This window comes from Erwinia persicina, from assembly GCF_019844095.1.
Classification (GTDB): Bacteria; Pseudomonadota; Gammaproteobacteria; order Enterobacterales; family Enterobacteriaceae; genus Erwinia; species Erwinia persicina.
In genome coordinates, this window is record NZ_CP082141.1 from 1,421,235 (window position 1) to 1,448,094 (window position 26,860).

The following is a 26,860-nucleotide window of genomic DNA, read 5'->3' on the forward strand; positions in this document are numbered from 1 at the left end:
CTCAGACGCCATTTTTTACCCGCACGATATCCGCCATAATGGCCAGCGCAATCTCTGGCGGGGTTTTGCTGCCGATAGCCATCCCCACCGGGGCGCTGATCCGTGCCAGCTGTTGTTCCGATAATTCGCCCATGTCTGCCAGACGTCCCCGCCGGCGCTCACTGTTACGCTGTGAACCGAGCGCACCGATATAAAAGGCCGGGGTCTGACAGGCTTCCGCCAGCGTCAGATCGTCTATCCGTGCGTCATGCGTCAGACTGAGCACTGCCGTTTGTGCCGTGCAGCCGTTCAGCTCCAGGTGGCGCGCAGGAAAGCGACGAACAAGCGTCACCCCGGAATGCAGGTCAGGACGTCCGGCAAAGTCTGCCAGATAGGATCCGCGGTGCTCGCATACCACCACAGGAAAACCCAGCATACGCGCATAATGGATGCAGTACTCTGCCACTGGCGACAGCCCGGCAATCAGCAGAGAGGTGGCTGCGGCCAGTGTCAGGCTGACACCGGCTGCGGCAGGGAGCGCCGACGTTCCCGCAGGCCTCAGGCGGGCAGGTTGCCCGTTGATCACCTGCTTTTCCAGCGTCAGTTCACCGCGCAGCGCCCGTAGCATCTGTGTCAGGTATTCGGCCGAATCTGGCGACGGCGGCAGGTATTCTATCAATACCGCCAGGCTGCCGCCGCAGGGCAGGGCGACATCCGGCGTCAGGCCATCTGCACCATAGCGTACCTGCTGGCTGGGCTGACTGTATTCACCCGCTGCCACCCGCCGCAAAAAATCCTGCTCAATGCAGCCCCCGGAAAGCGAACCACACACTGTTCCGTCCTCACTGACGGCCAGTAGCGCCCCGGGCGCACGCGGAGCTGACCCCCACGTCTGCAGTACGGTACACAGCCATAAACCCTGCTGTTTACCTGGCCAGAGGCGTGCGTTTTCCAGCACGGTGATATCCAGTGAACCGACCATCATTCTGCCTGCATCCAGTCGCCCGGAACATCGACGTCGCGAACGCAACCGGGATCGTTCACTTTTAACAGCAGGGGGGGCGCACCCCGGAGAATACTGCGTGCGCCATCCTCGCCTTTCAGGGCGAGCAGGGCCTCATAGACATCCGCGCTGAAGCCAACCGGGTGACCCGGCTGCTGCTGCCACTGGGGGCGGACAATATCGGCAAAGGCCAGCGCCTGGCAGATCCGTCTGACTGTACTCAGCTGCAGCCAGGGCATATCGGCCAGCATGACCAGCCACCCGGACCAGTGGGGCTGTGCCGCCACACCGGCGGCAACCGAGTCCCCCAGGCAGCGGCTGTCCACCAGGGTCATTCCGCAGCGGTAGCGTTGCACGATGTCGATCAACGGGCCATCTTCTGGACGCAGCATCACATTTACCCGCTTGCCGCACGCCGCCGTTGCTAACTGCAGACTGTGCGCCAGCAGCGGCAGATTGCTACATGCCGGATGCCTGACCAGCAACTTATGCTGTCCGTTCAGTTCCCGGTAGCGGCAGCTGTGACCCGCCGCCATCACTAACACGCCGATGCCCATTTATCCTTCCTCGTGCTGCTGGCGGATCTCAGCCACCTTACGTTCGAGCTCCTTCCACGGTGCCTGCCCGGCGAGGTCTGTCCGCAGCCAGTTCAGCAGTGTGGCAATCTGCTGGTCACTCAACTGGTGCCGGAAGCCGGGCATGGTACCCAGGCCCGCCGTGGCCGGATGGTCGATGCCGTCCAGCACGATGTGGATCAGATTTTCAGGCGAGTCGGTATACAGGTTGCTGTTCAGCACCAGCTGTGGACGTACGCCGTACAGATGCGGGCCTTTCTGCTGCGCGTGACAGGCCATACAGGAACCAGCGTACTGACGCGCCCCGGCAGAATCCTGCCGCTGTCCCCGCCGCGCGGCGAGCGCAACTAACGTTGCCGCCTGACCGGAGGCGGGCGACTTGAAGCTCATCAGCCAGTGTGCCAGCGCCCGGATATCCTCCTCCGACTGATGCACCAGTCCGGCACTGATTACCGGCCCCATCGGACCCGCAGCGATGCCGTGCTCAGGGGAAAACCCGGTTCGTAAATAGTGTTGAAACTGACTTTCGTCCCAGGCCACCGGCGCGGGTGAACGTGCATTCAGAGCAGGCGCGACCCATCCTTCGGCAACGCCGCCGCTCAGGGCGGCGTCTCCCTGTTTTTCAGCAGCGGCCAGGTTGCGAGGTGAATGGCAGGCGCTGCAGTGACCAAGCCCTTCAGCCAGATAGGCTCCCCGGTTCCATACGGCGCTATGTTCTGGATCGGGTGTGCGTTCACCCGGGTGCAGAAACAGCCAGTTCCATGCCGCCATACCCTGGCGGATATTAAACGGAAAGCTCAGGCGGGTTTCCGGTACCCGGTAGCTGACGGCGGGCTGGCTCATCAGGAAGGCATAGAGATCCTGCAGGTCTTCATTACTGGTATGAGTAAAAGCGGTGTAGGGAAAAGCGGGGTAGAGATAATGACCCCGACGGTCTATACCGTAGCGCATGGCACGCAAAAACGCCGGATAAGACCAGCGGCCAATTCCGTTATCCGCATCCGGGGTAATGTTGCTGGTATAGATAGTACCGAAGGGGGTGTCCATCGCCAGCCCTCCGCTGTTGGGCTCGCCGCCCGCGCGTGTATGGCAGGCGCTGCAATCACCCAGTGCCGCCAGCGTTTTACCCCGGGCAATGCTGGCGGCTGAAAACTGTATAGTTTCCGGCGGGTCGATGGGGGTGATCTCCGGCTGCAGGCTGAACAGGGCAGCGATGACTACGGCAGCCAGCACAACGGTTCCTGAAATTCCCAGCCACTTATTTCTGCGGGTCATGCTTTACCTCCCTGTAAAGCGCGTAGTACGCGATCCGGTGTAAACGGCGGTGCACGAAAGCGGATGCCAGTCGCATCAAACAGTGCATTGGCAATGGCCGCTGCTCCCGGAACGGAGGCCGATTCCCCGGCCCCCATAGCGGGCTCTTCCGGGTAGTCGAGCAGGGCAATGTCGACGTCGGGCAGTTCATCAAAACGCAGCAGTGGATAACTGCCCCACTCAAGTGATGTGGTGCCGCTGGCGTCGAAGGTAACATACTCTTTCAGCACCCGGCTGGCACACTGAATGACGTTACCGTGCACCTGATGGCGAACCCCGGCCGGATTGACCATTTCTCCGCAGTCGTGGCAGACATAAATTTTATCCAGCCGGATCTCTCCGGTCAGGGTGTTAACGCTTAAATCACACACCCAGGCCGCCCAGGCGGCACCGAAGCCGGGAAACGTGCTGTGGATGTAACGAGCCCACGCAAAACCGCGCCCGCGCAGCCAGTCGCCCTCTTTTTGCGTTCGGTGATGTGGGGGGCCATTCTTCCATTCAGCCATTTTTTTCAGATGGTTAATCATGGTTATCGCCCGGGAATCGTCCAGATAATCCAGACGCAGATCAATAGGATCACGTCCGGCGTGCCACGCGACCTCATCCACCCAGCTCTCGTGAGCAAAGACATTGGGCAGCGCAGAGACACCCCGCATCCAGGAGGCGCGCACCAGCGGTGCAGCATCTTCACAAATCATGCGCATGTGAGGGAAACGGTATAGCGGAATGGCGGTACGATCCCCCATGGACTGTACCACAGGCTCATTGGTCACTTTCCCCGTCAGGATCAACGGCAGAGTGGGAGCGTTGTTAGAGGGGTAGCAGGTACGAAGCTCATAACAGGAGATATTCATCATACGATCCAGCCCCCCGCTGACACGGATTAACTGAGCGGCACCTTTTGGCTCCCAGGCCGCCTCCTGTTCACGCATCAGTTGGACGCGGACGGGCTGGCCCGTGGCTCTGGACAGTAGCGCCGCGTCGGCAGCGACATCATCCGCACAGTTACGTCCGTAGCAACCGGAGGCCTCCATACGCTTTACCTCAACGGCCGGGATATCCATGTCCAGCAGCAGCGCAATATCCTTGCGCAGATCGTGCGGGTTCTGCGTACCTGACCAGATCTTTGCTCTGCCATCGCGAATATCAGCCACGGCGCAGGAAGGGCCGATCGAGGCGTGCAGCTGATAAGGCCAGACATAGTCGGCATCTATTGAGATATGACGGTTTTTTAGCGCGACATCTGTGCCCTGATCGTCACGCAGCACGCGCGGCTGTTTTTCGCAGTCAGCCAGTGTGTCATGCAGCTGATCCAGGCCGAGTCCGGGCAGACCGGCCCAGGGTGTCCAGCTGACTTTCAGGGCGTACATGGCGGCTATGGCCTGCTCTTCACGCCGGGCGACAATACCGACAAAGTCTTTGATCACCACCACACGGACGATACCCTCCAGGTGAGCAATGGAGCTTTCGTCAACGGCAATCAGACTGTGGCCCAGCGGGGCGCTGCTGTCGGCGCCGCCATAGGGTGGGCGCACAACCCGCCCGTGCAGCATACCGGGCACCCGCAGATCGTGAACCCAGGTCAGCTTACCGCTCACCTTGGCAGGAATATCCACGCGGGCGACCGGGGTGCCGACGTAGCGTCGCGCAGAGTACAGCGGAACCGTTGTATCCAGAGGAAGATGAGTGTCTTTTTCGTGGGTCAGCTGGCCATAGGCCAGACGACGAGCGGGCCGCTGACTGTCGATCACCCAGCCTGCCTCGGTGCGCAGTTGTTTAACGGGAACATTCATGACGCTGGCGGCGAGCCGCATCAGCTGCAGACGCAGCTGGCTGGCCGCCTGACGCAGGGGCAATGCTGTCACCTGAAGCGTCGCACTGGCAATGGTTGGGCCCTGATCCGGCGTCAGTGTCGTATCGCCAAGTATCATCGTTACGGCGCTGAAGGGGACATCAAGCGCATCGGCAACATACTGCGCCAGTGAGGTTCTTACCCCGGTGCCCAGGTCGACATGCCCGTTAAAGGCGCTCACCTTACCGTCTGCAGAGAGCGCAATAAAGCTCCCCACCCGGTTACCAGGGCGGTCGGCAGACGGCGGGGATCCTGCCCTTGCGCTGCCCGGCAGCAGGATACTGACACCGATAAAGCCTCCGGCCTGCAGCAGGCGTCGGCGGGTGAGCTGAAACATATTCATGACCGCACCTCGCTGGCGATAAGCTCACGGGCTTTCTGTGCCGCACGTAAAATCTCCAGGTGAGTTCCGCAGCGGCACAGATTAAACGCCAGTTCATCCTTTATCTGCTGTTCGGAGGCCAGAGGGACCCGACGGAACAGAGAGACCAGCGTCATGATCATCCCGTTGGTACAGTAGCCGCACTGAGCGGCTTGCTCGTCGATAAACCCCTGCTGCACCGGATGCAGCTTCTCCCCGTCCGCCAGCCCTTCGAGGGTGGTGACGTGTTTTCCTGCCACCGTATGAGCAGGCACGCTGCAGGCGCGGGCAGCGATGCCGTCGATGTGTATGGTGCAGGCGCCGCATTCACCGATGCCGCAGCCATATTTGGGGCCGTTTAACTGAAAGTCATTACGTAAAATATAGAGAATGGGGGTGTCTGAATGCGCATCATCAAGGATGACGCGCTGGCCGTTAAGCGTGAATTCCATAGTAAATCATCCATTGATGGCCCGTCCTTTCCGTGTCGAGTCTGCGGGGCCAGAGACAAAAATGCCCCTGACGTGTTCAGGGGCAAGGATGAAATATTATGCTATTTAGTGCGATTTAGTAACGTTATTTAGTGGTATAAGCATTTTTCAACAAAGATAATTCTTACTTCAGCGATTTCCCCTTCAGCAGCTTACGTATCCAGAACCGGTTGGGACTGGTGGCGGCCAGTGTTGCGTTATCGAGTGGGATCGGTTCGCCACAGAGCTGGGCGGCCAGCACTTCTGCAGCCAGTGGGCCGCTGCATAATCCGCGCGAGCCGAGGGCCCCCAGCACAAACAGCCCGGTATGAACCGGTGCCGGGGCTGCCTGCGCCTGCTGTGCCAGAGTGGTGTACTGTTGCAGGGTGGCCTCGTAATCCGGCAGGGCCCCCATCATGGGCAGATGGTCGCGCGTGGCAGCCCGTACGCCGCAGCGTGCTTCACCGTCACTGACGTTAATATCCTCTGGCCAGGCGGCATCGGGAAGACAGCGGAGCAGCCGCGCCCGGTTTTCCTGTTGATCATCATCACGGTAGTCGGTCGCGGTGTCGCCACGATGGTAGCTGGCGCCGATGCAGTGCTGTTGAAACTGCGGGCTGACCGGAGTGAGGTAGCCGTCGTAGCACAGAACCTGTTTGAGGGATGACAGGGCCGGGGTGGTCGGTACGTGGCTGACCTGGCCGCTCACCGCATAAACCGGTAGCTTTTCACTTTGTATGAAATCCGTCAGACGGTGACCGGTGGCCAGTACCACATTGCGGTGCGTGACGTCAGGCTGGTGGGTAAAGCTTAACTGCCAGCCCGACGGATGCGGCAGCATCTGTACGATCGCCTGCTGCCAGTGAAGCGTGGCTCCCTGCTGCTCTGCCCGTTGCCACAGTGCAGCGGTGAGCTCCGCCGGAGAGAGCCAGCCGCCCAGTGGATAGGCAATCCCGCCGCAGCCGGTGGTGACACCGCACAGTGCCTCCGCTTCTTCAACGGTCAGCGCGGATGCCAGCGCAGCCGGCAATGCCATCTGTAACATCTTGCTGATTTTATCTGCGCTTTTTTCATCAAAGGCCAGTTGGGTAACGCCGCACCAGTCGTGTTCAAAGGGCAGAGCGAGATGGTCGTAAACGCGGCGTGCGAAGGTGAACGCGGTGGGAAAGAACTGTGTCAGCGCCGGATCATGCGGGTTCAGCAGCGGATACACCGCCCCCTGGCGGTTACCGGACGCGCCCTGCGCCGGGCGGTCATCGGCGCAGTAAAGCGTGACTTTCTTGCCGCGCCGCAACAGGGCCAGCGCCAGCAGTGCGCTGGCAATACCGCCACCCGCGAGGGCAATATCCTCACCCTCCGCCGACGGACGGGCATACCAGGGGGTTCGTGCAGAGGAAGGTACCGCTGCTGGCAGGCGGCCGGTCAGCATTTCACGCTTCTCGCCAAAGCCTTTGCGCTTACTGACCTCGAATCCGGCCGCAATCAGTCCGCGCCTGACGAATCCGGCAGCGGTAAAGGTCGCCAGCGTTGCCCCGGGACGAGCCAGGCGGGCCATGCACTCAAACAGCTCCGGTGTCCACATATCCGGGTTTTTCGCCGGCGCAAAGCCGTCCAGAAACCAGGCATCCACCTGCTGATTGAGCGTGTCATCAAAAGTATGGATAAGCTGGTTAATATCGCCAAACCACAGATCGAGCGTGATGCGCCCGCCATCCAGTAGCAGACGATGGCAGCCCGGCAGCGCCAGTGGCCACTGCGCCCGCAGCTGGTGCGCGATATCGGCTAACTGTGGCCAGCTGGCGTGTGCGGCCTCAAGATCGCTGACCGTTAACGGGAATTTCTCACAGCTGATAAAATGTAAGCGCTGGAGTCTGGCGTCTGGCTGGCTGGCGCTGAAGGTATCAAAGGCCTGCCACAACGTCAGAAAGTTCAGACCCGTTCCGAAACCGGTTTCGGCTACGATAAACAGATCGCGCGGATGAGTGGCAAAACGTTCCGGCAACTGGTTGCCGTCAAGAAAAACGTAGCCGGTCTCTTTCAGACCATTCTGGTTAGAGAAATAGACATCATCAAATTCTCGGGATACAGGTGTACCCTGATCGTTCCAGCGTAGCTCTGCGTACTCTATTGGTGCGGTTTTCACGGCAAAGGCTCATTGCTCAGGCAGTGGCGGGATTTTAACGAGGTGCTTGACCCTACGCAAATTTACACAAGGAAAATGCTGATCGGACTTGTTCGGCGTACAACTGTACGCTAGAGTGCCTCTCGAATCCTAATTAGAAGTGAAAGAGGTATTGAATGAAACGTGCTGTGATTACTGGCCTAGGGATCGTTTCCAGTATTGGTAATAACCAAGAGGAAGTTCTGGCATCATTACGCGAAGGACGCTCTGGTATTACCTTCTCGCAGGAACTGAAAGATTCCGGTATGCGTAGTCACGTCTGGGGTAACGTTAAGTTAACGAAAGACGATATTTCAGCCCGTATCGACCGCAAAATGCTGCGTTTTATGAGCGATGCGTCCATTTATGCTTTCCTTTCCATGCAGGATGCAGTGAAAGATGCTGGCTTGTCCGATGAGCAGTACCAGAATAACCCTCGCGTGGGTCTGGTTGCCGGTTCAGGCGGTGGTTCACCGTTCTATCAGGCCGCCAGCGTTGACGGCATGCGCGCTAAAGGTCTGCGCGGCGTAGGTCCCTATATGGTGACCAAAGCCATGGCATCCGGCGTTTCTGCCTGCCTCGCTACGCCGTTTAAAATTCATGGCGTCAACTATTCTATCAGTTCTGCCTGCGCCACTTCTGCACACTGCATCGGTAACGCGGTAGAGCAGATCCAGCTGGGCAAACAGGATATCGTGTTTGCTGGCGGCGGCGAAGAGCTGTGCTGGGAAATGTCCTGTGAGTTCGATGCCATGGGCGCGCTGTCGACCAAATATAACGAAACCCCGGAAAAAGCCTCCCGTACCTACGATACCAGCCGTGACGGCTTTGTTATCGCCGGCGGTGGCGGTATGGTCGTGGTGGAAGAGCTGGAACACGCGCTGGCGCGCGGTGCTCACATCTATGCTGAGATCGTGGGTTACGGCGCTACCTCTGATGGTGCTGACATGGTAGCGCCGTCAGGCGAAGGCGCAATGCGCTGCATGCGTATGGCGATGGAAGGTGTGGATACCCCTATCGACTACCTGAACACCCACGGTACCTCTACGCCGGTAGGCGATGTGAAGGAACTGGGCGCTATCCGTGCTGTCTTCCCGGACAAAACGCCGGCAATGTCGGCTACCAAAGCCATGACCGGCCACTCGCTGGGTGCCGCAGGCGTGCAGGAAGCCATCTACTCCCTGCTGATGCTGGAACACGGCTTTATTGCGCCAAGCATCAATATCGACGAGCTGGACCCGGCGGCAAAAGGCCTGGATATCGTGACTCAGCCGACTGAACGTAAGCTGAATACCGTGATGTCCAACAGCTTCGGCTTCGGCGGAACCAACGCCACGCTGGTGATGCGCAAGCTGGCATAATTTGCCATCCTGCCGTGCTGACAAAGGGGCGACTAAGGTCGCCCCTTTGTTTTGTCGGCTACTTTTCCCGCAGCGCCAGCGGGCGCAGCCGTTTTGGCATGCCGGCAACCACCCGATCATACGACTCCTGCACCAACTGCCTGACTAATCCTTCCGTAATCTTTTCACCGGCATAAATCGAAATCCAGTGGCGTTTGTTCATATGGTAGCCCGCATGGATGCTGTCGTAGATGGCCCGGTGCAGTTCACCCTCTTCAGGGCGGCACTTGAGGTTGACTATACGTTCACCCCGTACCTGTGACATCAGGACAAATATCTTGCCGCGTACCTTAAATACCTCATACTCCGGGCCAAACGGATAACAGAGCTCCGCCTCCGGCTGCTCACCCGCGACCTGTCTGGCAATGTTCTGTATCTGCTCTCCATCCATTGTCGCTCTCCTTCGGAATAATGTTCTTCCCGCAGGCTAGCACAAAGGGCGCGCTTACTTCACTGGCGCTGACGATTTCTTTGTCTTAGCGGGAGTTTCCGGGGTGTGGTAGTAGTGCCAGGTATCATAAGGCAGCATCAGCGTGTCCCCGACAATCGACACGGGCAGATCCAGCCAGCACCAGAAGCAGTCGTGCAGCGTGTGGTAGTCGAGCTGCGTACCCGCATAAAACGAATTTTTCGGGTTATTACCGACGGTATGGCTGGTGATGGTAGCACAACCGCAGAGCAGCAGCATGGCGCAGATGAGGCCGATTTTTCTGAGCATAATTCACGTCCCTGTTTTAATACCGCTAACAGGGTAGGGGAAAGGCCCGGCAGAAGGAGGATCAAACGTGCGGGATGCGGCGTTGATTGCCTGTAAGGCCTTCTGGGTTAGCGAGTAATTTCAGAGGACGTTGCAGAAAACTTGAATATTCTCTTAAGCCAACCTTCATTTTTAAAGATAATTCCCCGGTACAGAGATACCCATCATGTCTTATTGCATCTCCTTCCGGGATTATCCCATCAGGAATAATCCCAGTTAAAGCTCACCAGTCCGCAATGGCGACAGACAAACTTATAAACACCCTGATCGCCACCTGGCTGGTAGCCTGCCATCATCTGTGACCAGCTGTCTTCATCCATTTCGTAATCGCTCATCCACTTCTGGCGAGTTTCTGCACTGGCTTCGGCAACGTCTTTCGCACTGGCATCGCCGTGATAAACGCAGGCATCGTTGCAGTGAGTTACCCAGCTCTGATCCTGCCAGGAACTGTAACCCGGCGTGCGTTCGCAAACTTCCGCCGCGATGGCATCATCAAGTGCTTCATCATAAAGATCGTTAAAACTGCAGGCGTACTTAGCGGCTGCGCTGCCATCATGGATGCACCACGGGCACAGGGTGATATCGCTGTCACCGACCCTGTATATGGTGCCGTTATAGTGGTGTTCAGTGTCTTTACCACAGCAGTGGCACGTGGCGGATTGTTGAATAAACACATTGCGAGTGAAGTCATCGCTGAGGTAGGTAAACTGCGGTAACGACCTGTTCATATGAGGGCTTCCATAAAGGTATTAACGGATAATATCGCATCGTTATCCGTGAGAACACCTTATCAATGAACCTGTAGAGTAAATTCATAGGGCCACACCACCGACAGTATGAACTTTGAGGATCCTGAGGCAGAAGAGTTGATGAATGATGTCTTTGAGACATTCAATATTGAAACATATTGCCCCGATGCTCCTTGTTTGTGAGCCTGTTGAAACCAGCCCGGGTCGACCGGAAAAAGGTCCACCCCTACAGGAAAACGGAGTGCGGTGTGGGTTTAAAACCTACAGCGAACACGGTCTTGCGGGGATGGGGCCAGTTTGAGGTAAGCCGGACGTCACGCGGCAGGGACGCCGCGTGACGAGGCCCGCATGGATGTGAACGTTGCCGATCCGGCGTGCTCAAACTGGCACCAGACCTGAAGCTGAACGATTAGCGACTAAAAATGTGTGGAGATCCCTCAGGGTCACTCCTCCCGCAACACCTTCCCCACATTCCCCCCGGGATGCACGGTCAGCAGCGTCTCCTTGCTGTAGCCACTCTGCGACATCAGCACTGCGATCATTGCGTCAAACACCGCCAGCACACTGATAATGGACGTGGTAGCCAGCATGTTCAGCGGATCGATCTCCTGCGATTTTGGCATCAGCAGCAGCCGGTCGGCGGCCAGAGCGATGGCTGAGTGCGCATTCTCCGTGACGCTAATCAGCGTGCAGCCTTTGGTTTTTACCGTCGGCAGCAACCGGGTGAGTTCATCGGAGTTGCCGCCGCGTGACAGCATAATCACAATATCGTCGTGGCGCAGAAAACCGATATCACCGTGGGCGGCATCGGTGGCGCTTAACCAGATCGCCGGATGTTCAATGCACGACAGCATGTGGGCAATTTTACGTGCCGCAATGCCGGAGGTGCCGATCCCGGTCACAGCAATTTTGCCGCGACAGGTGGCGAGGGCGTCCAGTACCGCCAGCCACTGCTGACGATCCAGCTGAGTTTCCAGGGCATCCAGCGCCTGACGGTAAGTTTTCCAGCCTGCGCAGGCCTGTTGCCAGCTCTGCCCGGGAGTCATCTCTCCTCCTGCATCATTTGCTGATATTTCATATGGTCGTGATACAGCTCGCGGAAAACGCGGTATTTACGGTCGTAATAGCGTTTGATCTCATTGGTCTGCGGCGTCACGGTTTTGCCGATGCGGCTCATGGCGTTCATCGCTTCCGGCAGGGTGTCATAGACGCCTGCCGCTACGGTGCCCATCATTGCGCTGCCCAGCAGCATCGATTCGCTCTCCTCCGCCAGCAGCATGGTACAGCCAGAGGCGTTAGCGTGCTCCTGCACAAAGAGAGGGTTTTTGGTGCCGCCGCCGCTGGCCATAATGGTGTCAATGCTGTAACCGGTCTGGTTCATGGTTTCGATAATATGTCGGGTGCCAAGGGCAATGGCCTGAATGGTTGCCAGGTAGTGCAGGGCCATATCTTCCGGGGTGCGCGACAGCGTCAGCCCGGTCAGGATGCCGGTCAGGTTCGGGTTGGCGCGGGGCGAACGGTTGCCGTGGAAGTAGGGCAGCATATGGATATCCCGGGTCAGAAAAGCGATTTTATCCGCGTCACCGGCCATCTTGCGCAGCAGGGCATTGAGAACCTCATAAATGGTCTTGCCCTGCGTCTGCCCCTGCTCACGTAGCTGGGTATAGCAGGGGTGTGACTGGATCACATGGTCAATCAGCGCCCCGGTGGCGGACTGTCCGCCTTCGTTCAGCCAGAAGTCAGGCAGCACCGCTGAGAGGTAAGGCCCCCACACCCCTTTAATAAAGCGCGGCTCGCGGGAGATGGCCATATGGCCGGTGGATGTCCCGCCAATCAGCGCAATGCGGCGGTCAAAGTCTGCCAGCTCACCAGAGGGCCCGGCAGCGCCCAGCGTTCCCAGGCTCCCGGCATGGGCGTCGATAATAGAGGCACTGACCGGCGTGCCGGGCAGCAGGCCTAACTCGCTGGCCGCTCGCTGCGTCAGGCCACGCCCGAGCGGTTCGCCCATGCTTTTGACATCGCTACCCATTTTCGCGGCATCGTGCTCCAGCAGGTCTTCCAGCCCAATCTGTCTGAAGTAGCTGGCATCCCAACCGTCCTGATGCGCCAGCCACGTCCATTTACAGACCAGCGAACAGACCGAGCGGGTGGTATCACCGGTGGCACGCCAGGTCAGGAAGTCGGGCAGGTCAAACAGGTGGCCGACGTTTTGCCAGCTGGCGGGCATATGCTGCTTCAGCCACAGCAGTTTTGGCGTCTGCATCTCCGGTGAAATCACCCCGCCGACATAATCCAGTACCGGGTGTTTTAATGCATTGATACGTTCCGCCTGAACAATGGCGCGGTGATCCATCCACACGATAATATTCTGCTCGCTGCGCCCGGACGGGCTGACCGTTAGCGGCTGGCCCTCTTTATCCAGCACCACCAGCGAACAGGTGGCATCAAAACCCAGCCCTTTAATCTGCACCGGATTGATATTGGTCTGATTAATCGCGTCGCGCACGGACTGGCAAACCGCCTGCCAGATATTGTCAGAAGACTGTTCAACAAAGTTGGCCTGCGGACGATACAGCGCGATCTCACGGCTCGCCTGGCCCATCATGCGCCCGGTAACATCAAAAATGCCCGCACGGGCGCTGCCGGTTCCCACATCCACACCAATATAATAGCTCGACATTTTTATCCTCAGTCTCAGGTTCTGCGATGTTGCAACGCAATAAACAGGATCAGTACACCACCCCAAAGGGCCATAGTGAGGTAGCTGCTCACCCCCAGCAGGTTCAGTCCGCTTTCCAGCATCTGGAGCACGATCAGCGCCAGGATCAGGCCGGGAATGCGCCCGAACCCGCCGTCAGGATTGATGCCACCCAGCACGGAGGCAAGGATGGTCACCAGCAGCCAGGACTCGCCGTAGCCGGCTTTGGCGGAGTTAAACATCGACATCATCAGCAGCGCCGCTCCCCAGCTCATCAGCGCCGACAGGATATACACCACAATCGTCACGCGGGTGGTGTTGACCCCGCTAAAGCGCGTGGCCTTTTCGTTACTGCCCAGCAGCAAAATGGCGCGTCCCAGCGTGGTGCGTTCCAGCAGCAGCCACATCAGGGCGGCCACGGCGAGGAACAGCAGCAGTGACAGCGGCACGCCGGCAATATCGCCATTGCCGAGCATCTGGATCAGCGGCGGGAAGCCGGAGATCACTGCCCCGTCAGACAGCAGGATATTCAGCCCGGCAATCAGTGTCATGGTGCCCAGCGTCGCCAGAATCGGCGACACACCAATCACCGCAATCAGTACGCCGTTCACCACGCCAATGGCCACCGCGAGTGCCAGTCCGGCCAGCAGCGCCAGGGCTATCCACTGCGGTTGATCAGGGTGGGCGACAATCAGTGCGGCCATCAGCAGCGAACAGGCGTTAGCGCTGGCGATGATCGACAGGTTTATGCCGCCCGTCAGCATGGTGACGCCCATACCCAGTGCCAGCAGCCCCAGCACCGGCAGCTGGCTGGCGATTGACTGGAAGTTACCGACGCTAAAGAAGCGTCCGCCCAGCGTCAGTGAGAACAGCACCAGTACCGCCACCAGCATCAGGACCTGCAGGCGGATAATGCGGTCGCCCGGTAGTTTATTCAGTAACGTTTGCATCTCAGTTCCCCTTTGCGCGCTGGTGTTTTTCATTCCAGGCCGTAGCGCTGACGCTGACCAGAATAATGATGCCGCTAAACACCATATGCCAGTAGGACGACACCGCCAGCAGCGTCAGGCCGTTTTGCAGAAAAGCCAGCAGCAGCACGCCCAGCAGGGTACCGGTCAGCGTACCGCGTCCACCGCTCATGCTGGTCCCGCCGAGCACCACCGCCGCCAGCACCGTCAGCTCGTAGCCCACCAGTGAGTTGGGGGCAACGGACTGCGTGGTCTGCGCCTGAACAACGGCCGCCACCCCGGCCAGCACGCCCATATAGCCATATACCGCCAGATGCAGGCTGCGCAGGTTGATACCAAGACGTGACGCCGACTCGCGGCTGCCGCCCATGGCGTAGATCTGCCGCCCGACGCGGGTAAAGTTCATCAGCACCCCGGTCAGGATGAAAACCGCCAGAAGGCAGAGTAACGGCAGCGTCAGGCCATATTCGTAGCCGTCGGCGGCGGTGAAGGAGAACCAGTTAATGCCGTTCATAAACCAGTCGGGGAAGCCGTAAAGCCAGGTGCCGTTCGTCGCCCAGACCAGCAGTCCGTAAAACAGGTTCAGCGTGGCGATGGTGATAATGATCGCCGGGACCCGCAGCAGAAAGACCAGCAGACCGTTGAGCATTCCCAACAGCAGGCCACAGGCGATGGCCACCGCGAAGGCGCTGAACAGGTTGCCACCGTGCGCCAGCATGGTGCTGGCCATCACGTACTGTGCAATGGCGGTCATGGCCGGGAACGAGATATCAATCCCTCCGGCGATCAGCACCACAAACAGACCGCAGGCCAGAATGCCGAGGATGGCGTAGCTGGTGGCAACGTCGGTCAGGTTGCCGAGCGTCAGAAACTCGCTGGTACGCAGGCTGAGGCCCAGCGCCAGCAGCACAATCAGCATCCCCAGCCAGAACTCGTGCTGGCTGGCCAGATGTCGTAATTTGTTATTCATTGACCACCCCGGCAATCTCCTCTTCGCGGCACTGATGCGGGGCGAAGCTGGCGACCAGCTCACCTTTGCGCATCACCAGCACGCGGTGGCTGTTGTAGTAAGCTTCCGGGATCTCATCGCAAATCATCAGCACCGCCATACCGGACTCGGCCAGCTCACGGGCAATGCGATAGATCCCCTCTTTATTCGCGATATCGACGCCGACGGTAGGAGAGTCAAGGATCAGCACCTTCGGCCGGGTGGCGACCCATTTACCGATCGCCACGCGCTGCGCATTACCGCCGGACAGGGTCTGAACCGCGAGCTGACTGTCGGAGACTTTGATATTCAGCTCGCGGATCAGTGTTGATGCCCGCTGGCGAGCCTCATCACGGTCCATCAGCCCCAGGCGGTTGCGCAGGTGCGGGAAGATCGGCACCAGCAGGTTATCGAAGATCGACTGCGTCATGATCAGCCCTTCGGTCTGCCGGTCTTCCGAGACGTAAGCAATGCCGTGGCGGATGGCATCGCGATTGCTGCGCAGTTTCACCGGCTTTCCGTCAAGGATGATTTCGCCGCTGTCGGGCCGGGTAATGCCAAACAGTGACAGGCACAGTTCAGTGCGCCCGGCGCCCAGCAGGCCGACGATGGCCGTGATTTCGCCGCTTCTTAACTGTAAATTGATCTGCTGATACTGGTTGCGGCGTGAGAGGTTGCGCACTTCCAGCAGCGGCGTGTCACTGCGGTCGGCGCGCTCCGGCAGGTGGCTGAAGCTGAAGCGCTGTCCGGTCATCAGCCAGGCCAGTTCATCGCTGTCCAGCTTGCTGGCGGCATAGGTGCCGACCAGTTTGCCGTCGCGGATGACGCTGATGCGGTCAGAGACCTCCATCACTTCATCCAGCTTATGACTGACGAACACCACGCAGATCCCGGCGGCTTTCAGTTCACTGACCACCCGCAGCAGGCCGTTAACCTCGTGGCGGGTCAGAGAAGCGGTAGGTTCGTCCATGATCACCAGGCTGGCATCGGCAGCCAGCGCGCGGCAGATAGCCACTAACTGGCGGTCGGCTATCGACAGTTTTTCAACCTTGCGCGACGGGTCAAGCTGTACGCCAATGCGCGCCATGGTCTCCTGCGCCAGCTGGCGCATCGCCCGGCGGTTGACCCAGAAGTTACCGCCTGGCAGATAGCGATGGGCGGCGATATTTTCCATCACCGACAGATTCGGGAACAGAGAGAGATCCTGATAGATCACCTGGATGCCGTAGTAGGCAGAAAGGGCCGGTGTTAAGTGGGTCAGCAGCTTACCATCAATGCTGATATGCGATCCTTTGTCCGGCTGGTAGACCCCGGAGATCACCTTGATCAGCGTGCTTTTTCCGCAGCCGTTTTGCCCGGCCAGACAGTGTACTTCACCCCGGTTAAGCGTCAGCGTAACCGCATCCAGGGCGCGTACGCCCGGGAAGGACTTGCTGATATTTTCCAGTGAGATAAACGGTGTTTGCGTGGACATAATTCAGTACCCTGGTGTGGAACAGGGCCAGCAGAGACTGGCCCGATACGATCAGAAGCCGAGGGATTTCGCGTTATCTTTGGTCACTTCAAGGATGCGGTTAAAGCGGATCACATGGTGCTCCATATCCACATCCGCTTTACCCAGCCCGTCAATGGTCAGATCCGGCGTAACCTGCTTGCCGTCCAGCAGCTGGTCCGCCAGGCTGACCAGCGCAAACCCGGCATCTTTCGGATCCCACAGCAGGGCTTTTTTGATATCGCCGCTGGCCAGGTAGGGGGCCGCCTGGGCTGGCATCGCAATGCCGACGACGGCAATTTTATTTTTCGCCCGTTTGCTCTTCACCGCCTGTCCGGCACCAATCGGGCCGAGTGAACCGAAGCCGATTATGCCTTTCAGATCCGGGTAGGTGCGCATCAGGTCGAGTGTGGTGGCGTAAGATTTATCAATGCTTTCCGCCACTGGCAGGCGCGAGGTGACTTCGTGCATATCAGGGTATTTTTCTTTCTGATATTTGATAGCCGCATCCGCCCAGGCGTTGTGCAGCGGCACGGTCAGGGAACCGACATAGATGGCATAGCCGCCTTTACCGCCCATGCTGCTGGCCAGTTCATCCATGTTCTTTTCAGCATATTTGACGCTGTCGATGGTCTCGACATCCCACTGGCCAATCGGCTGGTCCGGGGATTCATGGGTCAGGACCACGATGCCCTGAGCGCGTGCTTTTTTCAGTACCGGCTCAAGCACTTTGGCATCGTTCGGTACCACGATAATCGCATCGACTTTTTTGGCGATAAGGTCTTCAATCACCTTGACCTGCTGCGCCGGGTCAGCGGTGGATCCGCCGACCTGGTAAGCGTTAACATCCAGTTTTTTCGCGGCTTCATCCACTCCGACAGCCATACGGGTGAACCAGGGAATACCGGTCACCTTGGCTACCACGGCGATATCATGTTTTTCTGCGGCCAGCAGAGGAGTCGCGAACAACATGCAGGCAGAGACGACACAGGCGTTGAGTAACGAGAGGTTAAATTTCATAGCAGTACCTTGTTATCCGGTTCGTTGTTTTTGTCAGGTAAGAGGTGGTATTGACCACCGGAACAAGATAGCAAGAAGATTTTGGTGAAGAGTTGAGCAGAAGGCAGAAGTGTGATCGCTAACTTTTAATGTTAAAAATAGTGTTAAATATGGTTGAATTTTTGTTTAAATGGATGTCATTGTTGTTTTTTTACGACGTTAAAATGTTATTTATTTGTTTCTTTTTATTTTTGTTAACTTTTATTTAACAAGGTGGCTGGTTGGTCGGGGCGTTCTTCTTCGTAGAGCGGCAACCAGGACGAGATTCAGGCTGTGATGTGCGCATAATGCGAGAGTCCTCGCGATTTCCCCCTCATTTTTTACCGAGGTGAACGAAAAAAAAGAAGGGGAGAAACGTAATTTAATTACATAAGGTCAGTCCAGGTTCGTTATCTTCCTCACGGTGCAATGGACTGCCGGCTATTTCGTCTTTTCTGCCAGGCGATACACGCTATCGAAGCGCACGTTCATCCCACCGCAGTTACTGTTGTCGCGCACGATAAGGTTACCGTTAACCAACAGCATTTCGCCGCCGCACTCATACGTCGTTGAGTCCGGCACGCCAAAGGTCAGACGGTTTCCTTTCACCGTGGCGTCATCGTCAATTTCGCCTACATGTACCACCTGTTCACCGTAGCTGTTGATACCGCCGTGCCAGTCTGCGTTACCGCTGACGTGCAGGCGGCCACCACGGCGGGAGAGGGTAATCACATTATTACCTTCGACGGGCAGCCAGCGTCCCAGCCAGTCCGCTTCCTGCACGGCGCGGGTCGGGATTGGGCTCAGGCTGGCAGAGGGGATCCAGCTGGTAAAATCGCGTTTTTTGGCAAAATACCAGACGCAGCTCCAGCCGGGTTTGGTTTGCGCGACCAGCACCCTGTTGCCCGGCACCAGCCAGGCCTTCCGTGCACAGCTTTCGCCTTTTTCCGGGCAGCCGTTCATATCATCATAGAAATGCACCTGACCGGCCCCGGCGCGAATTTCCGCCTGGTGATACTCGCCCTGGTAGCCGGGGAAAAAGCCGTTACGACAGCTCTCCTCTTCGGCGGAAAAGGCAGAGGTACTGGCCAGCAGTGCGGAAAGCGTGAATGCGATAGCTCCTGTTTTCAATTTCTTATTCCCGAATAACCCATGTTGCCGTGATAATAAACGACACCGGGCTGACTCACGAAGGGCATTTTGCCCTATTGAGGGGGATAAAACCTTTTCGCTGCTGTTTAGCCACGGTGTATTCCTTTGAAAATAAAATTTCATCCAGACCGGATCGGCGGCACAGGCTGTGCCGCAGGGGTCACCAGGAGACGTTCACCATGTCCACCCTTTCAGATGTCAGCCCGAAGCAGGGGACACGTGCGCTGGCGCGTATTGCCTTTGCTGTTTTTCTTACTTACCTCACGGCGGGCCTTGCCCTGCCGGTAATCCCTCTGTATGTGCACCATGAACTGGGGCTGAGTAATGTGATGGTGGGACTGGCGGTGGGTGTACAGTTCTTTGCCACACTGCTGACGCGTGGCTATGCCGGGCGGCTGGCCGACCAGCGCGGGGCGAAGCGGTCGACCCTGCAGGGGATGCTGGCGCTGGCGCTGGTAGGCGTTGCCTATCTTCTGGCGGCGCTGCTGCCGTTACCGGTGATGGGGAAGTTTGGCCTGCTGGTAGCCGGCCGTCTGCTGCTGGGCTTTGGTGAAAGTCAGTTGCTGACCGGAAACCTGACCTGGGGGATGGGGCTGGTGGGACCTAAGCGCGGGGGACAGGTAATGTCGTGGAACGGCATGGCCATTTATGGTGCGCTGGCCGCCGGTGCTCCGCTGGGGCTGTGGCTGCACAGCCTGTGGGGCTTTAAGGCGCTGGGTGTGGCCACGCTGCTGCTGCCGCTGGTGGCGCTGCTGTTCAATGTCGGTATCCGCGGCGTGCCCGTCCATGGCGGGCAGCGCCCTTCGCTGTGGAAGGTGGTGGGCCTGATTACCCGGCCGGGTCTGGCGCTGGCCTTACAGGGTGTCGGTTTCGCAGTGATCGGTACCTTTACGTCGCTCTATTTTGCTGATCAGCAGTGGGGCAATGCCGGTTTTGCCCTCACCGCTTTTGGGCTGGCCTTTGTACTGGTTCGCGTGCTGTTTGGCGGGCTGCCGGATCGTCTCGGAGGTATTCGCGTTGCGCTGATCTCTCTGGCGGTTGAGGCCTGCGGCCTGCTGCTACTGGCAGGGGCGACCAGTGGCGGTATGGCGCTGGCGGGCGCGGCACTGACCGGCTGCGGCTGTTCACTGGTCTTCCCGGCGCTGGGCGTGGAGGTGCTGAGGCGCGTGTCTCCGCAGGTACGCGGTACCGCGCTGGGCGGATTTTCGGCATTTCAGGATATCGCCTACGGCGTCAGCGGGCCGCTAACGGGCGTGCTGGCCACGACGATGGGCTACGGAGCGGTATTTGCTGCCGGTACGGTCTGTGCGCTGGCGGGCATAGCGATCACCTTCAGTTTCTCTCGCACGACCGTCAGTAGCGCAGACGGCTGAGTTTACCTGCTGCCTGCACGATTTCGGCAGGCTGTAGAGCCGAAAACCCCAGTAGCCAGCCTTCCTGCGCGGGCTGCTGCTGATACAGCGGCGACAGTCGCGGCAGCAGCAGCCCGTTTTGCGCGGCCTCCTGCGTCAGCCGTTTTTCTCCCCCTGTTTTCAGACCGACCGTCAGTTGTAGCCCGCCCTGATGCGGGAACAGGACCAGGCGATCCGCCAGCTTATTATTGAGTTGATCAATCAGCAGATGACGGCGGCTGGCGTACAGTTGGCACATCAGCCGCAGGTGGGCGGCAAAGTGTCCGTGCTGGATAAAGTCAGCCGTCACCGCCTGCATCAGCTGGGCGCTGTGGCCGTCCATCACGCTGCGCAGTCGGCGCAGCGGATCAATCAGTGCGTCGGGCACTACCAGATACGCCAGCCGCAGCGACGGAAACAGCACTTTGGAAAACGTACCCATATAGAGAACCCGAGCCCTCTCTTCCAGCCCCTGAAGAGCGGGCAGCGGACGTCCATCGTAATGAAACTCGCTGTCGTAGTCGTCCTCCACCAGCCAGCGCTGATGCTGATGTGCCCACGCCAGCCATGCCTGACGCCGCTGCATGCTCATCGTCACGCCGGTGGGGTACTGATGTGCCGGGGTCAGATAAACCAGGCGAGGCAAAGGGGCTTCAATGATAACCGCGCCCTCATCATCGGTGGGAATGCCGGTCACCTGCGCGCCTGCGCTGGAAAAAGCATGCCATGCCCCCCGGTAGCCCGGATCTTCCATCCATATCCGATCGCCCGCATCGCACAGCAGCAGGGCAATCATCTGTAGCGCCTGCTGCGAGCTGGTCAGGATCACCACCTGGTCAGCGTTACAGCGCACGCCGCGTGACTGACCCAGATAGTGAGCCACCGCCTGGCGCAGGTCGGGCAACCCCAGTGGATCGCCATAACGCATCAGTGCTTCGCCCGACCGCAGACGGTGCTGCGTCAGACGGCGCCATAGCATTTGGGGGAAAGCACGTAAATCGGGTGAACCTGAGGCAAAAGCCCGGGGGTAAAGGGGATCTTCGCAGCCACCACTACTGACGATCTGCTTTCCGCGCAGCGACAGGGAGAGCGCCGGAGAAGGAGACTGCGGCACACGCACAACCGGGGAAGGCGCGATGGCGACAAACGTGCCCCGTCCGCTATGTCGCGACAGATATCCCTCGCTCTCCAGCTGGCTATAGGCGGCTTCAATCGTGACACGGGACAGGGCGAGATCGCTGGCCAGTACGCGTGACGAGGGCAGGCGCGCGCCAGCGGGCAGCACGGCGCTGGCAATGGCCTGACGCAGCATGGTGCACACTTTTTCTCGAAGCGTGGCGGCCCTCTGCCGGGAAAACAGGGCAGGGAAGGGGACAGAAGTGGCGGTCATCGTGGTCTTATCATCTCAAGGAAATGGGTCTTATGATTAAGACCCATTCACTTTATGATGGCAACCTTAATGATCCCGAGGAGTTTTCCATGAGTCAGCTTTCCGCCGTTTTACAATTTCCCCCGCCGTCTCCCCAGCAGAGTGCGTCATGGCTGCACGATAAGCTGGCGCACTATGCCGATGCCTGGGATGTCGCTCAGGATCTCTCCCGGGGGATCGCCGGAATTGTGGTGATCGATACCCGCTCTGAGCAGCAGTATCATGCCGGGCATATCTGCGGTGCCTTAAGCTTTCCCCATCGGCTGATGAATGCCGACACGCTGGCCGGGTGGGATCGCGAGACAGTTTATATCACTTACTGCGATGGCATTGGTTGTAATGGCTCGACCAAAGGTGCCTGGAAGCTGGCGTCTGCGGGACTGAAAGTGAAGGAACTGATTGGCGGGCTGGATTTCTGGCGTCGCGACAGCCATCCGGTCACCGAAGGCAATGAACCCGGTCACTGGCCGGAAGAGCCGGGCCTGCACGACTGCGGCTGTTAGTTTCCTGATAAATTGGCGAAAACTGTGACGGAGTCTACACTTTTAGCCCGACTCACCGTGTAAGCGATTTCACAAGCCGTGTGAGCGTCACAGGCCTTTCTTTTTATTCAGGGATTATATGAACACAACATCTGCTGACTCATCGGGTGATGAGTCTGAGCGCGCAGTCACCGTCAGACAACGCATTTTCTTTGTGGTGCTGGTGGCCACGATGGGCGCGCTGGCCTTTGGCTACGACACCGGGATTATTTCGGGGGCGTTGCCCTATATGTCTGCGCCTGCCGCACAGGGCGGGCTGGGGTTAACTTCCTTTACCGAAGGGCTGGTAGCGTCATCGCTGGTCTTCGGCGCTGCACTGGGGTCTTTCCTTAGCGGCTTTTTTTCGGACAAATTTGGCCGTCGGCTCACCTTGCGCAGCCTGGCCGTGCTGTTTGTTCTGGGTTCCCTCGGCACGGCCCTTGCCCCTTCCGTCCCTGTGATGGTGGCCATGCGTTTCCTGCTGGGGATTGCCGTCGGCGGCGGTTCGGCCACCGTTCCGGTCTTTATTGCTGAAATCGCCGGGCCTAAATTAAGGGCACCGCTGGTCAGCCGCAATGAGCTGATGATCGTCACCGGGCAACTGGTGGCTTATGTGGCCAGTACCTTACTCAGCTACCTGCTTCACGATGAACATCTGTGGCGCTATATGCTGGCGATTGCCATGATCCCCGGTCTGCTGCTGTTTATTGGCACCTTTTTTGTTCCTGCCTCGCCTCACTGGCTGGTGGCAGAAGGGCGGCTGAAGGAAGCGAAGAACATCCTGAAATACCTGCGTGAAACGCCGCGTGAGGTACGTAAGGAAATGAATGAAATGAAAAAACAGGCGCGGAAAGCGGAGCGCGGGCCAGACGTGCGCACCCTGATCCGGGAGAAATGGGTATTACGTTTGCTGTTAACCGGCACAGGGCTGGGTTTTGTGATCCAGTTTACCGGCGTTAATGGGTTTATGTATTACACGCCGATCATTCTTAAATCTACCGGCCTCGGTACCAGTGCCGCCATTGCGGCAACCATCGGTAATGGTGTGGTCTCGGTGCTGGCAACCTGTGTCGGGATCTGGGCCGTCAGCCGCTTCCCGCGCCGGAAGATGCTGATGACCGGGCTGTTTTTTGTGATTGCTGCTCAGGTGTTGCTGGGGCTGGTCATGACGCTGGTTCCGGTCGGATTAACTCAAAGCTATCTGGCGCTGGGGCTGATCCTGCTGTTTCTGTTCTTTATGCAGATGTGCATCTCGCCAGTGTACTGGCTGCTGATGTCAGAACTGTTCCCTATGCAGCTTCGCGGCGCACTCACCGGCACTGCGGTGTCCATGCAGTGGATCTTTAATGCAGTGGTGGCCTTCGGCTTCCCGCCGCTGATGGCGTTTGCCGGCAGTAAGGTCTTCTTTATTTTCGCCATTATTAATATCGGCTCGCTGGCCTTCGTGGCCTTTATGCTGCCAGAAACACGCGGGAAAAGTCTGGAGGAGATTGAGCAGCATATGCGTGACAAATTTGGCGAAAACAAGGTCAGCGAAGCGACGGCGTAGAACAGGCCGGCTCAGAGCGGGAACCTCCGGGCCGGCAAAACCGTCTGAATTAAAACAGCATCCAGAGGAACAGCACCAGCAGCAGCAGCACGGCGAACGCGGTAAATACCGGACGGTTGGCCAGCGGCTGCAGAACGGGCGGCAGTGCACCCCACAGCGGGACGGTGACCGGGCGCGGATTCAGTTCGCTGTCGGCCAGCGGCTGTTCCTGCAGGCGTTCTGCGCGGCGGCTGAACAGCTGGTTGAGCAGATCCTGGGTCTGAGTGGGGGTCAACAGGGTCTGCGGCGTGGCGTTAAAGCGCTGCTGGCTGTAGTCTTCCAGCATTCGCTGTTCTCCCGCATCCGGCGGCTGTTTCAGCGTGGTTGTCAGCAGATGGAGCGTCGGTGCGGCGTGCTGGCTCAGGGTCTGGCTGGTCTGTAAATACTGGTTCATCAGCGGAAAAAAGCGCGAGGGGATCGGGTCGCCGCTGTGCAGGTTGACCACTTTTAGCAGCGAGGCCCACAGTTTGACCGGCTGTTCCCCGGTGGCTGCCGCCAGGCGTGAAATTTGCTGGTTCAGCGTCTGATGTTCCGCAGGCAGCAGGGAGCGGTCGGTGACGCGGTTCTGCTGCGGCTGGGGGATGGCCATCTGACCATTCTGCAGCATCGTCAGTACCTGACGCATCTGGTCAGGATTGAGGGAGCTGAGTACAGTGTGGCCAAACTGCTGACGAATAAAATCGCTCACCGCCTGGCGGTTATTGCCGGTCGGCAGCAGGTCGGTCAGCTGTTGCAGCAGTTGACGCGTGGCGTGCGTGTTCTGCACCTGCGACAGGCGGGTATTCAGAAACTGTTCCGCAGGCGGGAAATGACGCGCCTGTAAACCGGCATCATTTTTCACTCCCACTTCATGGCGCAGACCCGCCCACAATTCGGGCGACTTCAGCGAACTGAGCGACATAATTTTGACGATCAGGCGTTCCAGCGTGGTGCGCTGGGCAGGCGTTAAAGGCTGTTCGCCCGCGGCGGTGGTGCCCGCAGGGCTACCCGGGCGTACACTGCCGGGAGGGGCATCGATCGTCGGGCGATCGCCGGGTAACGGCGCGCCGGGGCCGCTTATAGGTTGCATGGCGAAGTCCTTCAGTCAAAGTCAACGTCCGGGGAGCGCCGGAGCAGAGTAGTCATCCACTATGATAACAACCCCGCCCCATGATAGGTAGAGCCGACGGCGCAATCGCGCCCCTTTATACGATATTTATTGCCGTGAGAGGGGAATACGCAGTCGCTGGGCAAGGATCACTCCTGCCAGCGTGATCCCTCCGCCAATAAAGTGGTAGCTGTGCAGCGATTCATGCAGAAAGGTGACGGCAATGATCGCGGTGAAAATGGGTACCAGGTTCATAAAAATACTGGCGGTGCTGGCCCCCATCCTCATGACGCCCTGGATCCACAGGAAGGGAGCGATCACCGACGCCGGGATGGCAGCAAACAGGACTAACGGAATATTCTGCGCATTCAGTGACACGTCCGGTGCCATCAGAAAATTGGGTGTCAGTAACAGCACCCCGAAGAAGATCTGCACCCACAGGCTCTGCCAGTTGGGTAGCGGAATGGCCCAGCGCTTGGTCAGTACGCCGTAAAGGGCATAAGAAGCCGAAGCGGCAAACATCATCATCTCCCCTTTGCCCAGACCGTGCGACAATAGCTGCGCAGGTTGACCGGCGCTGACCAGCCAGACCAGGCCGCAGAACGAAAGCAGGCTGCCCAGCAGGATGCCCACCGTCGGGGCCAGCCGCATGACGACCACACTTAACAGCACCGTCAGCAACGGGATCAGCGCGTTCAGAATGCCCATAAACAGGGCGCTGACGCTGTGCGCCGCATAGTAGGCCAGGCTCTGGTACAGCACCATGCCGAGCAGACCCAGCACCAGCAGTTTCCACCACGACCGGGCGATCTGCTGGCGGTGACGCCAGACGCCAGGCAGGGCAAATGGAGTCAGCACCAGCAGCGCCAGCAGCCAGCGGTAAAAGGAGATCGCCGCCGGATCGATCGCGGCAGCCGACATTTTGCTGACAATGGCGTTAACCGACCAGATCAGCACCGCCAGCAGGGGAAACATAAAACTCATCACTCTTCTCTTCATCTGTACGACAGCGGAGCAGTGTAAGCTTGTCGCATTTAATACAGATAACGATAATAAGACAAAAGTACCATGGAACCGGACAAGATGATCCAGCAACTCACTTATAGCGCCCCGGCGGATGCAGAACAGCTCAGGCTTTTCTTTCGCTACGAGCAGGCCAATGCCCGCACGGAGTACCTTCCTCACCAGCACCGCTGGGGGCAGGTGATCTTTGTCAAATGTAATGTGCTGGAGATGCAGGTGGAAGGAGAACGTCTGCTGACCCCACCGAATCTGCCTATCTGGGTGCCGCCGGGCCAGCAGCACGCCAGCTACAACCATAAACAGGCACACTTTCGCACGCTGAATATTGCGGCAGAAGCCTGTGACGGATTACCTGACCGCGCCTGCCTGCTGCGCGTCAGCCCGGTGGTTCATGCGATTATCGAAGAGTGTGCCCGGCGGGAGCTGGGAGTACCGAAGACAGAGCAGGATCAGCGTCTGTGTGAGGTGCTGCTCGACCAGTTACGCACGGCGGAAAGCCAGCAAAGCTATCTGCCCTCCACGCCGGATAAGATGCTGTCGCCGGTGCTGCTAGCGCTGGAACAGAACCCGGGGGATAACACCACGCTGGCGCAGTGGGCAAAACGCGTCTACACCACCGAGCGTACGCTGTCCCGGCGCTGTCAGTCGCAGCTGGGGATGTCGTTCAGCGAGTGGCGGCAGCGCCTGCGGTTTCTGCATGCCATTTCTCTGCTCGAACAGGGAAAAAGCGTACAGGAGGTGGCGCTGGATCTGGGCTACAGTTCGGCTTCAGCGCTGATTGTGATGTTTCAGCAGCAGTCGGGCACCACGCCGGAGCGCTACCGTCACCGCAGCGTGGGATGACCAGAAAAAAGGGCGGCCCCT

Annotated in this window: 24 protein-coding genes; 5 read left to right on the plus strand and 19 right to left on the minus strand. The window is 58.6% G+C overall.

Annotation, left to right across the window (positions count from 1 at the left end):
- Position 1 precedes the first annotated feature (1 nt).
- The 6 genes from K6L24_RS06485 to mnmC form a co-directional block, all read right to left on the minus strand.
- Entirely contained in the window at positions 2 to 964 is a 963-nt protein-coding gene (locus K6L24_RS06485) for an XdhC family protein (RefSeq protein WP_240043864.1), read from the minus strand.
- A complete protein-coding gene (locus tag K6L24_RS06490; protein ID WP_222682070.1) occupies positions 961 to 1,539 on the minus strand; it encodes a nucleotidyltransferase family protein in 579 nt (192 codons plus the stop codon). Before K6L24_RS06490 ends, K6L24_RS06485 begins: the two co-directional genes overlap by 4 nt.
- Positions 1,540 to 2,832 (minus strand): c-type cytochrome, encoded by a 1,293-nt coding sequence (locus tag K6L24_RS06495; protein WP_187509833.1) that lies wholly within the window; start codon positions 2,830 to 2,832, stop codon positions 1,540 to 1,542. It abuts the gene before it with no gap.
- Positions 2,829 to 5,066, minus strand: coding sequence for a xanthine dehydrogenase family protein molybdopterin-binding subunit (locus K6L24_RS06500; RefSeq protein WP_222682071.1), 2,238 nt, complete (start codon positions 5,064 to 5,066; stop codon positions 2,829 to 2,831). The genes K6L24_RS06495 and K6L24_RS06500 overlap by 4 nt, the downstream gene beginning before the upstream one ends.
- The gene (locus K6L24_RS06505; protein ID WP_062743006.1) at positions 5,063 to 5,536 is read right to left on the minus strand and encodes a (2Fe-2S)-binding protein; all 474 of its coding nucleotides are present in this window, start codon (positions 5,534 to 5,536) and stop codon (positions 5,063 to 5,065) included. Before K6L24_RS06505 ends, K6L24_RS06500 begins: the two co-directional genes overlap by 4 nt.
- A 163-nt stretch (positions 5,537 to 5,699) precedes the next feature.
- Positions 5,700 to 7,697, minus strand: a complete 1,998-nt coding sequence (gene mnmC, locus K6L24_RS06510) for a bifunctional tRNA (5-methylaminomethyl-2-thiouridine)(34)-methyltransferase MnmC2/FAD-dependent 5-carboxymethylaminomethyl-2-thiouridine(34) oxidoreductase MnmC1 (RefSeq protein WP_222682072.1) — start codon at positions 7,695 to 7,697, stop codon at positions 5,700 to 5,702.
- A gap of 155 nt (positions 7,698 to 7,852) precedes the next feature.
- On the opposite strand from mnmC, the gene fabB reads away from it, so the two are divergent.
- Positions 7,853 to 9,076 carry a beta-ketoacyl-ACP synthase I gene (gene fabB, locus K6L24_RS06515; RefSeq protein ID WP_222682073.1) on the plus strand — a complete coding sequence of 408 codons (1,224 nt, stop codon included), beginning with the start codon at positions 7,853 to 7,855 and terminating at the stop codon, positions 9,074 to 9,076.
- A 58-nt stretch (positions 9,077 to 9,134) separates the two neighbouring features.
- Here fabB and K6L24_RS06520 read toward each other — a convergent pair whose 3' ends face one another.
- The 10 genes from K6L24_RS06520 to K6L24_RS06565 form a co-directional block, all read right to left on the minus strand.
- Positions 9,135 to 9,506, minus strand: coding sequence for an MmcQ/YjbR family DNA-binding protein (locus K6L24_RS06520; protein WP_137269899.1), 372 nt, complete (start codon positions 9,504 to 9,506; stop codon positions 9,135 to 9,137).
- A gap of 54 nt (positions 9,507 to 9,560) precedes the next feature.
- Positions 9,561 to 9,833: a YceK/YidQ family lipoprotein gene (locus tag K6L24_RS06525; RefSeq protein ID WP_062743002.1), complete on the minus strand. Its 273-nt coding sequence runs from the start codon at positions 9,831 to 9,833 to the stop codon at positions 9,561 to 9,563.
- 239 nt (positions 9,834 to 10,072) lie between these two features.
- Positions 10,073 to 10,600 carry a CbrC family protein gene (locus K6L24_RS06530; RefSeq protein WP_062743001.1) on the minus strand — a complete coding sequence of 176 codons (528 nt, stop codon included), beginning with the start codon at positions 10,598 to 10,600 and terminating at the stop codon, positions 10,073 to 10,075.
- Between the two features lie 464 nt (positions 10,601 to 11,064).
- Positions 11,065 to 11,667 carry a KpsF/GutQ family sugar-phosphate isomerase gene (locus K6L24_RS06535; protein ID WP_222682074.1) on the minus strand — a complete coding sequence of 201 codons (603 nt, stop codon included), beginning with the start codon at positions 11,665 to 11,667 and terminating at the stop codon, positions 11,065 to 11,067.
- Complete coding sequence (locus tag K6L24_RS06540; RefSeq protein ID WP_222682075.1) at positions 11,664 to 13,301, minus strand: FGGY-family carbohydrate kinase; 1,638 nt, start codon at positions 13,299 to 13,301, stop codon at positions 11,664 to 11,666. The genes K6L24_RS06535 and K6L24_RS06540 overlap by 4 nt, the downstream gene beginning before the upstream one ends.
- Before the next feature lie 14 nt (positions 13,302 to 13,315).
- Positions 13,316 to 14,269: an ABC transporter permease gene (locus K6L24_RS06545; RefSeq protein ID WP_062742998.1), complete on the minus strand. Its 954-nt coding sequence runs from the start codon at positions 14,267 to 14,269 to the stop codon at positions 13,316 to 13,318.
- 1 nt (position 14,270) lies between these two features.
- Complete coding sequence (locus tag K6L24_RS06550; protein ID WP_118663686.1) at positions 14,271 to 15,257, minus strand: ABC transporter permease; 987 nt, start codon at positions 15,255 to 15,257, stop codon at positions 14,271 to 14,273.
- A complete protein-coding gene (locus K6L24_RS06555; RefSeq protein ID WP_118663687.1) occupies positions 15,250 to 16,749 on the minus strand; it encodes a sugar ABC transporter ATP-binding protein in 1,500 nt (499 codons plus the stop codon). The genes K6L24_RS06550 and K6L24_RS06555 overlap by 8 nt, the downstream gene beginning before the upstream one ends.
- Positions 16,750 to 16,800: 51 nt before the next feature.
- Complete coding sequence (locus K6L24_RS06560; RefSeq protein ID WP_062742995.1) at positions 16,801 to 17,787, minus strand: autoinducer 2 ABC transporter substrate-binding protein; 987 nt, start codon at positions 17,785 to 17,787, stop codon at positions 16,801 to 16,803.
- 459 nt (positions 17,788 to 18,246) lie between these two features.
- Positions 18,247 to 18,936, minus strand: a complete 690-nt coding sequence (locus K6L24_RS06565) for a hypothetical protein (RefSeq protein WP_222682076.1) — start codon at positions 18,934 to 18,936, stop codon at positions 18,247 to 18,249.
- Positions 18,937 to 19,136: 200 nt separating this feature from the next.
- Here K6L24_RS06565 and K6L24_RS06570 point away from each other — a divergent pair, with 200 nt between their 5' ends.
- Complete coding sequence (locus K6L24_RS06570) at positions 19,137 to 20,330, plus strand: MFS transporter (RefSeq protein WP_222682077.1); 1,194 nt, start codon at positions 19,137 to 19,139, stop codon at positions 20,328 to 20,330.
- Here K6L24_RS06570 and pdxR read toward each other — a convergent pair.
- Positions 20,311 to 21,738, minus strand: a complete 1,428-nt coding sequence (pdxR, locus tag K6L24_RS06575; RefSeq protein WP_222682078.1) for a MocR-like pyridoxine biosynthesis transcription factor PdxR — start codon at positions 21,736 to 21,738, stop codon at positions 20,311 to 20,313. The genes K6L24_RS06570 and pdxR overlap by 20 nt on opposite strands.
- Positions 21,739 to 21,827: 89 nt before the next feature.
- Between pdxR and K6L24_RS06580 the strand changes: the two genes are divergently transcribed.
- Positions 21,828 to 22,280, plus strand: coding sequence for a rhodanese-like domain-containing protein (locus tag K6L24_RS06580; RefSeq protein ID WP_062743106.1), 453 nt, complete (start codon positions 21,828 to 21,830; stop codon positions 22,278 to 22,280).
- 118 nt (positions 22,281 to 22,398) lie between these two features.
- Positions 22,399 to 23,847 carry a sugar porter family MFS transporter gene (locus K6L24_RS06585; protein WP_137269906.1) on the plus strand — a complete coding sequence of 483 codons (1,449 nt, stop codon included), beginning with the start codon at positions 22,399 to 22,401 and terminating at the stop codon, positions 23,845 to 23,847.
- Between the two features lie 49 nt (positions 23,848 to 23,896).
- On the opposite strand, the gene flk is transcribed toward K6L24_RS06585, so the two are convergent.
- On the minus strand, positions 23,897 to 24,955 hold the full coding sequence (gene flk / locus K6L24_RS06590; protein WP_062742990.1) for a flagella biosynthesis regulator Flk: 1,059 nt from the start codon (positions 24,953 to 24,955) through the stop codon (positions 23,897 to 23,899).
- 126 nt (positions 24,956 to 25,081) lie between these two features.
- Positions 25,082 to 25,957 carry a DMT family transporter gene (locus K6L24_RS06595; RefSeq protein WP_118663692.1) on the minus strand — a complete coding sequence of 292 codons (876 nt, stop codon included), beginning with the start codon at positions 25,955 to 25,957 and terminating at the stop codon, positions 25,082 to 25,084.
- Positions 25,958 to 26,056: 99 nt separating this feature from the next.
- Between K6L24_RS06595 and K6L24_RS06600 the strand changes: the two genes are divergently transcribed.
- Complete coding sequence (locus tag K6L24_RS06600; protein ID WP_222682079.1) at positions 26,057 to 26,839, plus strand: AraC family transcriptional regulator; 783 nt, start codon at positions 26,057 to 26,059, stop codon at positions 26,837 to 26,839.
- The last annotated feature ends 21 nt before the right edge of the window (positions 26,840 to 26,860 follow it).